Here is a 15884-nt window from a genome sequence, read left to right on the forward strand (position 1 = left end):
GCACCATGTAGTCGGGCAGCACCGAGGCCAGCGCCGCGCGTAGCGCTGCACTGTCGACATCATCGCCGCTGACATAGCCGACCAGTTGCCGGCCGCCGCCGAGCTCCTGCGCCACCACGACGCTGTCGCGCACCCCCGGCTGTTCGCGCAGCCGCGCCTCGATCTCGCCGAGCTCGATGCGATGGCCGCGGATCTTCACCTGGTGATCGGCGCGGCCGACATGGTCGAGCACCCCATCGGCCCGCCAGCGCGCGAGGTCGCCAGTCCGATAAAGCCGTGCGCCGGCAGGGCCGAACGGATCTGGGATGAACCGCTCCGCGCTCAGCGCCGCGCGCCGCCAATAGCCGCGCGCAAGACTCTCGCCGCCAATGAACAGCTCGCCGACCACGCCGACCGGCGCGAGGTTGAGATCGGCGTCGAGCACATGCAGCGTCGTATTGCCGATCGGACCGCCGATCACCGGCGAGGGATCCGCCGCATCGAGCCGGTGGCGCGCCGACCACACCGTGGTCTCGGTCGGCCCATACAGGTTCCAGACCTCGCCGCTCAGCGCCGTCAGCCGCCGCGCCAGATCCGGCGCCAACGCTTCGCCGCCGCTCAGCACACGGCAGCCCTTCGGCAACCATGTGCTCATCTCATCATGATCGAGCAGCATGCGCCAGCTCGATGGCGTCGCCTGGATCATGGTCACGCCATGCCGGGCCACGATCGCCTTCAGCATCGCCGGATCATGCGCCGCCATGCGATCGGCGAGCACGATCCGCGCGCCATGCGTCAACGGCAGCCACAGCTCGAGCACCGCGATGTCGAACGACAGCGAGGTCAGACCGAGCACGCGATCCTCACGCCTAATGCCCGGCTGCTCGGCCATGGTCGCCAGGAAGTTCGTCACCGCGCTATGGCGCACCATCACACCCTTGGGCAGACCGGTCGAGCCCGAGGTGTAGATGACATAGGCCAAGCTCTCGGGATGTACGTCGACGTCGAGATTGCCGGCATCACTGTCACCCCGCCCAGCTTCGGCATCGAACAGCCAGGCCTTCGCACCGGTCGCCTCAAGCACCGGCGCGAAGCGATCCTGCGGCTCCGCCTGCGTCAGCAGCAGCTTAGCTCCACTATCTCTGAGCATGTGGGCGAGCCGCTCGGACGGATAGTCCGGGTCGAGCGGCAGATAGGCGCCGCCTGCCTTGAGCACCGCGAGCAGCGCCACCATCATCGTGACGCTGCGTTCCAGCGCGAGGCCGACCACGACGTCGGCGCCGATCCCCTGTGCCTTGAGACGAGACGCCAGCCGGTTCGCGCGTGCGTTCAGCTCGCCATAGCTGATCGTCTCCTCACCGTGGACCAGCGCAATCGCGTCAGGCACGCGTGCGGCCTGCGCTTCGAATTGTTGATGCAGACAGCGCGTGTCCTGCTCCCGCGCCGTCGCGTTCCACGCCTGGAGCAGCCGCGCGCGATCCTCTGCCGGAACGACATCGAGCCTGCGCACCGGCATGTCAGGCTCGACCTCCAACGCCGATGCCAGCCGATCGAGCGCCTGCTGCATCATCGCGCAGATCCGCTCCGGCGGCACGGGTCCGACCACCTGGGCCGTCAGGCGCAGGCCATCGCCATCGTCATCGACGGCCAGCATCAGCGGATAGTTGGTGCGCTCCTCGACCCCCAGCCATTCGATCGCCTGCAGCGGGCTTGCAGGCGCCACCGTGACGTCTTGCTCCCTTCGGCTATGGCGATAGTTCAGAATTGCGGTGAACAGCGGCGCCGGCGGCGCGACGCCGCTGCAGCGCTGCGCCATCGCCAATGACGCATGCTCATGCGTCGTCAGCTCGGCCAGCCGGGCATGCGCCGCGCGCACGCTGCTCGCGACCGAGGTGCCGTCGAGATCGAGGCGCAAGGGCAGCGTATTGATGAACAGTCCGAGGCTGCGATCGAGCGCGGCGCCGGCCTGCATCCGACCGAGCAGCACCGTGCCGAACACGACCTGCTCGCGGCCGCTGCTGCGGGCGAGCACCTGTCCGAAGGCGAGGTGGCAGAGGCTGGCGAGGCTGACCCCGATGCGTCGCGCCAGGCATCGGAGCCGACCGTCGAGCACAGAAGCAATCGGCAACTTCGCTTCGCGAACGCCGTCGCCATCGCTGCGCACCTCCATGAGCCCGAACGGCGCAGTTGGCGCATCGATATCGGCGAGCATGCCGCGGAAGAAAAGCTGCTCAGCTTCCTGCGTCACGGCATCGCGAGTCCGCGCGACGAGATTGCGGAACGGGGTCGGAGCCGGCAGGACATGCGCCTGGCCCGACATGATCGCCTCGACCTCCCGGTGAATGGCCTCCAAGGTGGAATGATCACCGATCAGATGGTGCAGCTGGACAAGCAGCAGCACACGATCGTGCTCCGGATCACGCGCGACGGCGAAGCGCAGCAGCGGCGCCTTGGCCAGCTCGATCCGGATCGATCTCGGATCAAACAGCGCGGCGAGTTGCAGATGCGCCGGCGCGTCGCCGTCGAGCGCGACCTCCGTGACCTCGATCCGCGCGCGGCGCCAGACCACCTGCGCCGGAACGGACAGGCCGTCCCAGACGACCGATGTCCGCAGCACGTCATGGCGGTCGATCACCTGCTGAACCGCGCCAAGATAGCGGTCGAGCAGATCGCGGTCGGGAAACGCCATCTGCGCGACCAGCACGTAGGGGTCGCCCTCCGTCGCCAGCATATGATGAAACAGGATGCCTTCCTGGAGTGGCGACAGGGCGTAGATGTCCTGGATGTTGGCGATGCCGCCGGGCACCCGATCGACGACCCGGTCGATCTCGGGCTGGCTGAGCGCGATCAGCGGCAGCATCTCCGGCGTGATCGCCTTCGTCTGGGCCGTGATGAGATTGGCGGAAATGACGGACTGCTCGATACGCCGGACGCCTGACGCGAGCTCGCGCAGGATCGGCTTCACGAACACGGTCTGCGCATTCGTCGTGAGGCCGCGACGCTGTAGGCGGTCGAGCAGACGAACGATCAGAAGCGACTGGCCGCCGAGCTCGAAGAAATGATCGTTGCGCCCGACGCGCTCGATGCCGAGAAGCTCGCTCCAGATCGCTGCGAGCACGCCCTCGATCTCGCCCTCGGGCGCCTCGTAGATCCGGCGCGGCAGAGCGCCGTCATCCGGGGCCGGCAAGGCGCGCCGGTCGACCTTGCCGTTCGGCGTCAGCGGAAGCGCCGGCAGGCAGACGATCGCCGATGGTACCATGTAGTCGGGGAGCCAGGCCTGCAGATCGGCGCGCAATCGGGCGCTCCATTGCGCGGCATCGCCGACCTCCTCGCTCGGCACGACATAGGCCGCGAGCATTGCGTCGCCTTGCGCATTGCGGCGCGCCAGCACCGCGGAGTCGCGCACACCGGCGAGCGCGCTCAAACGCGCCTCGATCTCGCCGAGCTCGATGCGGAAGCCGCGGATCTTGACCTGATGATCGTTTCGACCGAGGAACTCGATATCGCCATTGGCACGATAGCGGCCGAGATCGCCGGTGCGGTACATGCGCGCATCATCAGCGGGCGCAAACGGGTCGGCCGCGAAGCGCTCCGCCGTGAGATCATCCCGGTTGAGATAGCCTCGCGCGATCCCTGCCCCGCCGATCCAGATCTCGCCGACCGCGCCGCGCGGCACCGGCAGACCGGCGTCGTCGAGCAGATAGATGCGGGCATTGGCGATCGGACGTCCGATCGGAACGACATCATCGCTGAAGCGCGCAGGACGGCGCCAGGCAGTGGCGCAGACGGTGGATTCCGTCGGCCCATAGGCGTTGAACACCGTCACGTTTGGCGGCAACGCCGCCATGAGCTCGGCCCTCGGCAGCTCGCCAGCGAGGATCAAAACCTCCAGCGCCGCGAGGCGCGCGAGATCCGTGCGGCCCTGCAGCATCGCCGGCGGCAGCGTGGCGTGGGTAATGCGGTGGTCGGCGAGATAATCGAGCAGCGCCGAGGCGTCGCGATGGGCGTCGCGCCCGATCAGATGCAGCTCGGCGCCGGAGCACAGCGCCATGACGATGTCCCACACACTTGCATCGAAGCTGAGGGACGCGAATTGGACGATGCGGCTGTCCTCGCTGAGGTCGAACAGCGCGATCTGCGCCAGAGCGAGATTGACCAGGCCACGGTGCTCGATCATCACTCCCTTCGGCTTGCCGGTGGAGCCGGAGGTGTAGATCACATAGGCGAGATGGTGTGACGCCAGATTAGTAGTCGAAGGCGCGACATCGGGCGATCCTTGCCACGCTGACGCATCGCGCGGGACGTTGATGACAGGGCACGGGACTTCGCCGAGCGTCGCGATTGCCTCATCGTCGCATAGCAGCAGCAGGGGCGCTGCGTCGGCCAGGATCTCGCGCAACCGCTGTGGCGGGTAGACCGGATCCAGCGGCAGATAGGCGGCGCCCGCCTTGAGCACCGCGAGCAGACTGACGATCGCATCGATGCCGCGCTGCTGGCAGATCGCGACCAGGCGATCCGGGCCGGCGCCGCGCGCGACGAGATGATGCGCCAGGCGGTTGGCCCTCTGCTCGAGCTCCTGATAAGTCAGGCTGATACCGTCATGCACCAGCGCCGTCGCCGACGGCCATCGGTATGCCTGATCGGTGATCAGCTCCTGGATGCAGCGGTCGGGCGGGGTGAACAGATCCGTGCTGTTCCAGCGGTCGAGCAGCAGCGACCGCTCGTCGCTGGACAGCAGATTGATCCGGTGTACCGGCTGACCGATGTCAGTGACCATGGCCCGCAGCGCGGCGATCAGATAGGAGCGATAGCGCAGCACGGTGTCCCGGTCGAACAGCGCCGTCGCATAGTTGAGATGTCCGGTGATGCGACCGGACGTTTCGCTCAGATCAAGCTCGAGGTCGAACTTGATCTGCCGCTGCGCGGTCGCAAGACGCTCGACCTCGATGCCGGGCAGCGCAAGCCGGCCGGTCTCGTTGTTCTGCCAGGCGAACACAATCTGGAAGATCGGCGTGTACTCCGGATCGCGCGGCGGCTGCAATGCGTCGACGAGCTGCTCGAACGGCACATCCTGGTGGTCCTGCGCTGCCAGCGCGGCCGCCTTCACCCGCTCGATCAGTTGCGCCACATCAGGCGCCTCCGTCAGATCGAGACGTAGCGCCAGCATGTTGGCGAAGAAGCCGATCAACCCTTCCACCTGGGCCTGTGTCCGGTTTGCCGTGGGCGTACCGACCACGAGATCGTGCTGACCGGCCAGCCGCGACAGCACGATGGCCCAGGCTGCGAGCACGATCACGAACGGCGTGGCGCCGACCGTGCGGCCAAGCTGCCTGATGGCGCCCGACAGCTCGCTGTCGATCTCCACCGGCACGGCGGCTCCCGCGAGCGATCGCGGCGCGGCTCGTGGCCGATCCGTCGGCAGCGTCAGCACCGGCGGCGCGCCGGCCAACGCCACCATCCAATGATCAAGCTGGCGCTTCAGCCGCTCCTGCGTCAGCGCTCCGCGCTGCCACGCCGCAAAATCCGGATATTGCAGCGCGAGCGGCGGCAGTGGATCATCCTCGCCGGCAATGAATGCGCCGTACAAGGCCGAAAGCTCACGCACGATCACGCCCATCGACCACCCGTCGGCGACGATGTGATGCAGGCTGAGGAGTGCGACATGCAAATCATCGTCGAGCTGGATCAGGTCGCTACGGATCAGGGGTCCGCGAGCCAGATCGAACGGCACGCTCCGGCATCGGTCGAGCAGGTCGTGCAGCTGCTGGTCGCGATCTTGCCGGCCGCGCAGATCATGCGATGTCAACGGCACCGCCGTGTCCGGCGGCAACAGCCGCACCTGGGGCTCGCCCTGCTCGGCAACGAAGATCGTGCGCAACGCCTCGTGGCGCGCGAGCAGACGATCGAGACTGCGGCGCCAGGCCGCGACATCGAGCTGCCCCTCAAGCCGCAGCACGGCATCGAGATGATAGTTCGTGCTGGCGCCTTCGAGCTGCGTCACCAGCCAAAGCTGCTGTTGCGCAAAGGAGAGCGGCAGCTTGCCGTCGCGATCGACGATCGGGATCGCTGCGGGATCGCGCCTTCCGGTCCTGCGGCCACGCTCCCTGGCGGCGAGCGCGAGGCGCTGCAGCTCTTCGGAGCCGAGATCCTTGAGGTTGGGCTTGGCTGATGGTCGTCTCATCATGACTCCGCCTCGATCAGCTCAGCCTCGATCAGGTCTTGCAGCTCGCCCACCTCGAATTCATCCTCGATCAGGCTGATCGAGACGACGCGAGCAAACTCCGCCAATTCCGGGTGAGCGAACAGCTCGGACAGCGGCGGCGCGATGCCGAACTCCTGTGCGACTCGGCTCATCAGCCGCACCGCCAGGAGAGAATGTCCGCCCAGTTCGAAGAAGCGATCCCTGCGGCCGACGCTGTTCACCCCGAGCAGCTCCGCCCAGAGGCGAGCAAGCGTGATCTCGATCTCGCCGATGGGAGCCTCATGATCGTGCTCGGCCTGATCGCCATGGGATGGCGGCGGCAATCTGCGCCGGTCGATCTTGCCGTTCGGCGTCAGCGGCAGCTGCGGCAGCACGATCAGCCGCCACGGCACCATGTAGTCCGGCAGCACCGGGACGAGCGCCGCGCGCAGGCTCGCTGCATCGAGCGCATCGCCGCCGCTGACATAGCCGATCAGTTGCCGGCTTCCGCCGAACTCCTGCGCGACGACCACGCTGTCGCGAACGCCGGGCTGGGCGCGCAGCTGCGCTTCGATCTCGCCGAGCTCGATCCGGCGTCCTCGGATCTTCACCTGGTGGTCGGCGCGGCCGACATAATCGAGCACGCCATCGGCACGCCAGCGCGCCAGATCTCCGGTCCGGTACAGCCGAGCACCGGCCGGCCCGAATGGATCCGGGACGAAACGCTCGGCGCTCAGCCCTGCCCGGCTCCAATAGCCGCGCGCGAGGCCCTCGCCGCCGATGAAGAGCTCGCCCGCCACGCCCGGCGGCGCGAGGTTGAAATTCGCGTCGAGCACATGCAGCGTGGTGTTGCCGATCGGTTTGCCCAGCACAGGTGTCGGATCGTCAGCAGCGAGCCGACGGCGCGCCGACCACACCGTGGTTTCGGTCGGCCCATACAGATTCCAGACATCGTAACTGAGCGCTGTCAGCCGCCGCGCCAGATCCGGAGCCAGCGCCTCGCCGCCGCTCAGGACGCGGCAGCCGTCGGGAAGCCATGCGGCGCGGTCATCGTGGTCGAGCAGCATGCGCCAGCTCGACGGCGTCGCCTGGATCATCGTCACGCCATGCCTGATCACCATCGCCTTCAGCGCCGCAGGATCCTGCGTGGCGGCACGGTCGGCCAGCACGATGCGCGCGCCGCACGTCAGTGGCAGCCACAGCTCGAGCACGGCGATGTCGAAGGACAGCGACGTCAGGCCGAGCACGCAATCCACGCGCGCAATCCCCGGCTGCTCGGCCATCGTGGCTAGGAAATTCGCGACCCCGCCATGGCGCACCATCACGCCCTTGGGCAACCCGGTGGAGCCGGAGGTGTAGATCACATACGCAAGGCTCTCGGGGTGAATGGCGATGCCGGGATTGGCGGCAAGGCCCGCTCCCTGGCCGGCGTCGTCATTGAGCAGCCAGGCCTCGGCGCCACCATCATCGAGCGCCCGCGCAAATCGATCCCTCAGCGAGGCCTGCGTGAGCAGCAGCTTGGCGCCGCTGTCGCGCAGCATGTGAGCGAGACGATCGGCCGGATAGTCCGGATCGAGCGGCAGGTAGGCTGCGCCGGCTTTCAGCACCGCGAGCAGCGCCACCAGCATCGTCGGCGTGCGCTCCAGCGCGAGGCCGATCACCACGTCTGCGCCGACACCATGCGCGACCAGCCGATGCGCCAGCCGATTGGCACGAGCATTCAGCTCGGAATAGCTCATCCGGCGCTCGCCGCGGATGAGGGCGATCGCATCCGGCGTTCGCGCCGCCTGCGCTTCGATCTGCGCGACGAGGTTCTGTCCGGCCGGGATGACGTTGCCGTCACCTCGGCCCCAGCGCAGAACGAATCCGAGCGTCTCTTCGCTGGTCGCCTGCAGACTGCCTGTGGCACGAGCTGCATCCGCCGAGATCTGCAGCAGCCAGTCGCGCATCGTCGCGCTCACCAGCCGCACCGCGCGCTCGTCCAGCTGCGCCCGGTCATAGTTGAAGTCGAGCCGCAGGCCTTCGGCGCCGTCGAACACGGACACCGCCATCGCGTAATTCGTCGGCGTCACATGCTCGACACGTCCGACCTGCGGCGCGCCCGCGCTGCGATCCATCAGTGAGCGATCGAGCGGATAATTCTCGAACACCATGATGCTGTCGAACAGCTGCCGGCCGCCATGCTCGGCAAGGCGATGGATGTCGTGCAGCGGCATCCAGTCATAGTCGCGCGCCGCGAGGTTGCGCGCCTGCAACGTCCTCAGCCAATCACCGACGAGCGCTTGCGGATGCGGCGCGTCGACCAGCGGCAATGTGTTGATGAACAGGCCGACCACCTGCTCTGCGCCGGCAAGCTCTGCCGGACGCCCGGCGACGGTGACGCCGAAGCAAACGGTGGAATGACCGCAGTGCTGGCGCAGCAGCTGCACCCACGCACCCTGCAGCAGCGTGTTCATCGTCACCCGCTGCTGGGTCGCGAACCGCCTGAGGCGGGTCGCGAGACTGTCGTCCAGGACCAGCGTCAGCCGTCCATGTCCGACCGCCGGCCCCACCGCCGCGCTGCTGCGAAGTGCATCGGCAAGCAGCGTCGGCTCCGTCAGATCGTCCAAGGCGGTGCGCCAGAAGCTCGTCGCAGCGTCCTGATCCTGCGTCTGGAGCCAAGCGATGTAGTCGCGATATCTACCGGCTGAGACAGTCGGCGCGGCGCCGCCCGCGCGCTGCAAGACGTCGGCGAGCAGCCGGGCCGAACTCCAGCCGTCGAGCACGATGTGATGATGCGTCCAGATCAGCCAGAGCCGGTCGTCATCGAGCCGTATCAGCCGCAGCCGCTGTAGCGGCGGCCGGGTGACGTCGAAGCCGACGGCACGTTCACGCTGCCCCGCATCCACCAATGCGGCGTCGAGATCGGTCCCGTCACGCAGCGAGACCATGCGGCCGCGCCAATCCTCCTCGACCACCGAAACATCCAGCCGGCGGTAAACGACCTGCTGCGGCGTCTCGGAGAACTGCCAGGCAAATCCGGTGCGGAGCGCCGCATGTTGCGCGCTCGCTGCCTGCCAGGCGTCGCGCAGCTGCGCCGGCGTCACACCGCGCAGCTCGACCGCGAGCTGGTTGACATAGGCGTCGTCCTTGCCGTCGCGAAGCGCGTGAAACAACAAGCCCTGCTGCATCGGCGACAACGGATAGATGTCCTCGACGTTGTGGACATCGAGCGTCGCGCACAGCCGATCGAGCATGGCTTGGTCGAGCTGCGCCAGCGGGACGTCGGAGGGCGTCAGGCCTCCCGCGCTGTCCCGGCAATGATCGACGAGACTACGCAGCGCCGCGCCGTAGAGCTGGGCGAGTCGCTCGATCGTCGCACGCCGATAGCGGCGCCGGCCGTAGCGGAAGGCCAGGCGAAGCGCGCCGTCGCGCACCTCGGCATTGATGGTGAGCCAAGCCCGCAACGGCGTGTCTGACGCCCGCATCGGCCCGGGATCTTCCGCAGCGATCCGATACGCAGCCGCAGCGCCCAGTTCCTGGTCGAAACGCCCGAGATAGTTGAAGACGATCCGCCGGCTCGGCAGCCGCGACAGCGCCAGGCGATGCGCGGGGCTGCCGAGATGACGCAGGACACCATAGCCGAGACCGTGATCGGGAAGGGCGCGCAGCGCCTCCTTCACCGTCTTGATGAGCTCGCCATCGGCGCTGGAGCCGCCCTGCAGGCGGAAGGGGAAGGCACTCGTGAACCATCCCACCGTCCGCGTGAGATCGGCATCGGCAAAGATGTCCTCGCGGCCATGGCCCTCGAGCTCGATCGCGACGTCATCGCGGCCGGACCAGCTCCAGATCGCGCGTGAGAGCGCGGCTAGCAAGAGGTCGTTGATCCGGGTGCGGTAGGCCGACGGCGCAGCCTCGATAAGCTGAGTGGTCAGCTCCGCATCCAGCTGGAGCACCACCTCCTCCGCCTCGGCCTCGACGTCGGCGCCACCGCGATCATCGTCGCAAACAGGCTCGCCGCCTTGAGAAGCGGCCAGCCAGAACGGCAGTTCCGCAGCGAGCCGGTCGGACGTCGCATGTGCGCGCAGCCGCTGCGCCCAGGAGGACGGCGAGTCGCTGTGGGCCGGCAAGGTGACAGCCGATCCGGCTTCGATCTGCTCGCACGCGGTGGCGATGTCCTCGAGCAGGATGCGCCAGGACACGCCGTCGACCGCGAGATGATGGATTGCGATCAGCAGGCGCTGGCTGCCGTCCACCATGTCGAAGCCGACGGCCCGAAGCAGCGCTCCCGACGCCAAGGACAGGCTCGCCTGCGCGGCTGACGCGATCGCGGCAAGGTCAGTCGGCTGCACGGCCGTGCGGACCCAGAGCAGATCCGATGCCGCCGGCACCGCGGCGACCGTCGCCTGCCAGGACTCTCCCATTTGCCGATAGCTCACGCGAAGCGCGTCGTGATGCGTCACGACGGCAGCGAACGCGGCCTGCAACACACTCCACGTGACGCGATCACGCGGCGTCATCAGAACCGCCTGGTTGAAGTGATCGCGGTTGGCGATCGGCTCGGCGAAGAACCGCAATTGGATCGGCAGCAGCTCCGCAACGCCGGCGTTCACGACGCTGGGTGCTGCTGCCGGCGCCGCCACGGCCCGTGTGGAGGTGGTCACGACCACACCGGCCAGGGCCGCGATCGTCTGCCGCGCAAACACCTGCTTCGGGGTCAGGATGAGCCCGCGCTTGCGCAGCCGTGCGATGATCTGCAGGGAGAGAATGGAATCGCCGCCGAGCTCGAAGAAATTGTCGTGGCGGCCGATGCGATCGCGGCCGAGCACCTCGCGCCATACGGCCGCGATGGTCTGCTCGACCTCTCCAACGGGATCGGCGTAGGAAACGGCGGCTTCGTCCTCGGGCTGCGGAAGCGCGGCCCGATCAAGCTTGCCGTTCGCCGTCAGCGGGAGACGGTCGAGCACCATCACGCGCGCCGGCACCATGTAGTCCGGGACCCACGCTGCCAGCTGCGTCCGCAGCGCATCCGGCTGCAACGCTGCCCCCGGCGCCGGAACGCAATAGGCCACCAGTTCCAGACGGTCCTGCCCGGCATCGATCGCGCGCGTCACGACCGCGGCGTCGGCCACGCCGTCGAGCGAGTTCATCACCCGCGCGATCTCCCCCGGTTCGACGCGGTAGCCGCGCAGCTTGATCTGATCATCGCGGCGGCCGAGGAAGACGATTTGTCCCTGGTGATCGCAGCGCACGCGATCGCCGGTGCGGTAGAGACGCTCGCCCGGCGGACCGAACGGATCCGGAATGAAGCGCTCGGCCGTCTGCCCCGGCGCGCCGCGATAGCCCCTCGCAAGGCCCGCGCCGCCGACATACAGCTCGCCGGCGACGCCCGACGGCACGGCGTTCAAGGCATCGTCGAGCACATGAGCGCGCAGATTCGCCAGGGGCACACCGACCGGCACGACCGCGCCGGAGGCCTCGCTCCACTCATGGGTGGTGATCCCCACCGTGGTTTCGGTCGGGCCATAGTGATTGACGATGCGGCATTGCGGACGCAACTGACGAACGTCTGCGATGAGGCGCGGATCGCAGGGCTCTCCGCCCAGCACCAGCACATCGCGCGGCAGCATGTCGGCCGAGCGCCGCGCCTGCAGCAGACCGCGCAGATGGCTCGGCACGATCTTCAGGATGGCGACGTCCCCGTCGCGCATCGCTTGCGCAAAATCGTCGGCGTCGAAGGCCGCATCGGCGGACAGCAGGTTCAGCGTGGCGCCGCTCGCCAGCGCGCCGAACAGGACGGTGTGTCCGAGATCGGCCGCGACGGTCGAGACCATCGCCATGCTGGCATCCGCCGTCGGCCGCAGCCGCGTCAGCAGCGCCTGCACGTAGTTCGCCAGCGCACCATGTGATACGGCGACCCCCTTCGGCGCGCCGGTCGAGCCCGAGGTGTAGATGACGTAAGCGGTCTGCGCAGGATGGACAGGTCGAGGAACAAAGCTATCGGACGCCCCGCCATCGCGCCGTTCGGCGTCAAGCACCAGACATTCCAGCGCCTGGGCGGCTGCGAGACGGTCGCCGGTCGCGATCAGCGTGCGAATGTCCCCGTCTTCAAGAATGCGCTGGACGCGCGCGACGGGCCATGCCGGATCGAGCGGGACATAGGCGCCGCCCGCCTTCAGCACGCCAAGCAGCGCCGCGACGAACGCCGGCGACCGCTCGATCCACAGCCCCACCGGCGTCTCGCGCGCAACGCCGCGCGACGTCAGCGTCCGTGCAATCTGGTCCGACCAGCGTTGAAGCTCGCCGCCCGTGATGGACGTCTGCCCCTGCCGGAGCGCGATCCTGTCGCCGCGGCCTGCGGCCGCCGCGCTGATGAGGCCAAGAATGTCGGCGAACGGGAAGCTGACAGCCTCCTGCGCGATGGCCTGACGAGCGTGAGGGACGAGGACGAAGTCGGCCAGCGGCCGCTCGACGGCTTCGGCGATCTGTCGCAGGAAATCGACGAACTGGACCCCGATCCGCTCGACCGTCGACGTATCGAACAGGTCGGTCGCGTAGTTGAGGCTCGCCGCCATGCCGCCTGCATCGTCGACGACGTCGAGCGCGAGGTCGAAATGCGAGCCGGCCAGATCCATGATACGGGTCTCGGCGCGCAGATCGTCTACTGCGGCAAAGCCGCGCGGCGCCGTCATGTAGTTGAACTTGACCTGGAACAGCGGATTGTGACCACCCGAGCGCACGGGATTGAGCGTCTCGACCAGGCGGTCGAACGGCAGATCCTGGTGTGCGAGGGCCGCGATCACTTCTTCCTTCGCCTGCTTCAGCAGATCGGCGAAGCTCATGTCGTGCACCACCTCGGCGTGTAGTACCAGCGTGTTGACGAAGCAGCCGACCAGCGAAGCAAGCTCAGCCTGCCGGCGGCCGGCGACGGGCACGCCGACCCGCAGATCCGACTGGCCGGAGTAGCGGAACAGCAGCAGTTGATAGGCCGCAAGCATCAGCATGAACATGCTGACGCGCTGCTCCGCGGCCAGCCTTCGCAGCCGCTCGGCCAGATCCTGCCGGATGTCGAGGTGCAAGGTCTCGCCGCGATAGCTCTGAACCGAAGGCCGCGGCCGATCGAACGGCAACGCCATCGGCTCGTGCGTCTCGCCGAGGCGCGCGCGCCAATAGGCCATCTGCCGATCGGCCTCTGGACCGGACAGCCAGCCCCGCTGCCAGGCGGCGTAGTCGGCATATTGCAGCGGCGGCGCCGGCGGCAAAGCTGTTCGGTGCCGAAGCGCACCATAGATGGTCGAGAGTTCACGCAGCAGCACATCGAGCGACAGGCCGTCGGCCACGATGTGATGCGCCGAGAGCAAGAGCTCGTGCCGATCTTCGGCCAGCTGCAACAGGACGGCGCGCAGCAGCGGGCCATTGACGAGATCGAACGGCCTCCCAAGCTCCTCCCGAATTCGTGCCGCGGCCCGCACGGCGCGATCGGCCGCCGCGCAGCGTCGCAGATCTTCGACGGCGACGGGCACCTCCTGAACGGCATGGATCACCTGCGTCGCCCGCCCCTCCTGCGAGACAAAGGTGGTTCGCAGCGGCTCGTGGCGCGCGACGATCTCGCTCAGCGCCTGCACGAGCAGCGCCTGATCGAGCGCGCCATCGAATCTGATCACGCAGGCGACCGTGTAGGCCGTGCTGGCCGGGTCCATGCTCCAGAGAAACCAGAGCCGCTCCTGTGCCGGCGACAGCAGCCGGCGCGCCTCAGGCGCTGCGGCCTGCAGGGGCGGCAAGACGTCGGCAGTCAGCCCCGCTGCATCGATATGGGCAGCCAGCGCGCCAAGCGTGGGCGCATCGAAGAAGCTGCGCAGATCGAGCTCGACACGCAGGCGCTCGCGCACCACGCCGGCAATCTGCGCAGCCGCGATCGAATTGCCGCCGAGCATGAAGAAGTCGTCGCCGCGGCCGACGGCTGCGATACCCAGCACGTCCTGCCAGATCGACGCGAGACAAAGCTCGGTCTCGGTGAGAACGGCAGCGCCCGACTGTTCGGTCGTCTGGCGACCCCGCGCGAACACCATGAAGCTGTCGAGCGTTCCCTGCATCCAGCCCGCACGGCACGCCGAGCGCTGCAACTTGCCGCTGGTCGTCAATGGCATGCCCTGCGGATTCAACAGCACGACGACAGCAGGATATTCCTGGGTCTGCCGCATGACGGCATCGCCGATCGCCTTGATCAGGACATCGGACGGAGTGCGCTTGAGCACCGTCCTGCTGAACTCCGCGGCAATGCCGATCCCCTCGGTGCCGTCGATCTCGACGGGAAATGCCGCCACGCGTCCCTTGCGGACCTTGCTCACCCCGATCTCGACGGCCTGCTCCAGGTCGAACGGATAGATATTCTGGCCGCGAACGATCAGCAGGTCCTTGAGCCGGCCGGTCACGACCAGCGCGCCGTCGCGGAGATAGCCAAGGTCTCCGGTGCGGAGCCAACGCGAGCCGTCTCTCTCAACGAAGGTCTGCTGCGTCGCCTTTGCGTTCTTCCAATAGCCCTGCGCCACGCTCGGGCCTGCGACCCAGATCTCGCCGATCTCATCCGCATCGGCTTCGCGCGAAGCATCCGCTCGCATGATCCGCACGGCGTGATGCTCGGCGGCGACGCCGCACACCATCAGCGGCGCGCCCTCGTCCGCCTCGGCGACACGTCCGCTCGCCAGCGCGACCGGATCGAGCGTATGGCACGCCGCCTGGTTGGCGCGATCGCCGGCCGTGACCAGCAGCGTCGCTTCGGCAAGCCCGTAGCACGGCGTCAGCGCGCGCGAATTGAAGCCGGCCGGCCGGAAGCGCTCGGCAAAACGATCGAGCGTCGCACGGCGCACGAACTCGGAGCCGGAGAACGCATAACGCCAGCGGCTGAGATCGAGACGTGCGATCGTGTCGTCGGAGATCCGATCCGCGCAGAGCGCGTAGCCGAAATCCGGCCCGCCGCTGATCGTGCCACCGTGTCGATGGACGGCATCGAGCCAGCGGCGCGGCTGCTCGAGGAAATTGCGCGGCGACATCAGCACCGTCGTGTAGCCGGTGAACAAGGGGCTCAACATGCCGCCCATCAGTCCCATGTCGTGATAGAGCGGCAACCAGCTGACGAAGACGTCGTCCGTCGTCGCACCGGCGACCGCCTCCATCGCGATCTCGTTGGCCACCAGGTTTCCGTGGGTGACGCAAACACCTTTCGGCTGCGAGGTCGAGCCGGACGTGTACTGAAGGAATGCGATCGCATCGCCCTTCAGTCGGGACTCGCGCCAGGATGACGCCTGATCCACCGGCACGGCGTCGACGGCAATGACATGGGTAGCGGTCTGGCCGAGAGACGCTGTGATCGTGTCGCGCAGTCCCGTCGCGGTCAAGATGAAGCGAGGCGCCGCGTTGCGGAGAATGCCATCGAGACGATTCGTATAGCGCTCCTTGCCCTCGGGCGGATAGGCCGGCACCGCAATTACGCCGGCATAGAGACACGCATAAAACGCCACTGCGTAGTCGAGGCTGCTCGGCAGCAGGATGACCGCCCGTTCGCCGACGCCGCCGAGCTCCTGCAGTTGCGCGGCAAGGGCGCGAACCCGCTGATCGAGAGCAGCAAAGCTTAGCTCTCCAACGACATCATCGCCTTCGATGAAGCGCAGCGCCAGATGATCGCCTCTGAGGGAGGCGTGCTCACGCAATCGTTCGACGAGAGTTTCTGGGCGCATGTCGTGGATAT

At 67.6% G+C, this 15884-nt stretch carries 2 protein-coding genes (1 of these 2 running past the window's edge); both read right to left on the bottom strand.

Annotation, left to right across the window (positions count from 1 at the left end; genetic code table 11):
* Positions 1 to 6163 carry the 5' portion of a non-ribosomal peptide synthetase gene (locus tag BRAD285_RS22585; protein WP_006610944.1) on the bottom strand. It extends 410 nt beyond the left edge of the window, so 6163 of the gene's 6573 nt are visible here — the first part of the coding sequence; its start codon is at positions 6161 to 6163; the stop codon falls past the left edge of the window.
* Positions 6160 to 15873: a non-ribosomal peptide synthetase gene (locus BRAD285_RS22590; RefSeq protein WP_006610945.1), complete on the bottom strand. Its 9714-nt coding sequence runs from the start codon at positions 15871 to 15873 to the stop codon at positions 6160 to 6162. Before BRAD285_RS22590 ends, BRAD285_RS22585 begins: the two co-directional genes overlap by 4 nt.
* Between the last annotated feature and the right edge of the window lie 11 nt (positions 15874 to 15884).

Source organism: Bradyrhizobium sp. ORS 285 (assembly GCF_900176205.1).
In the GTDB taxonomy this organism is placed as follows: domain Bacteria; phylum Pseudomonadota; class Alphaproteobacteria; order Rhizobiales; family Xanthobacteraceae; genus Bradyrhizobium.

Coding starts and splice junctions, on each gene's coding strand:
- BRAD285_RS22590 (WP_006610945.1), bottom strand. CDS start 15,873: ATGCGCCCAGAAACTCTCGTCGAACGATTGCGTGAGCACGCCTCCCTC.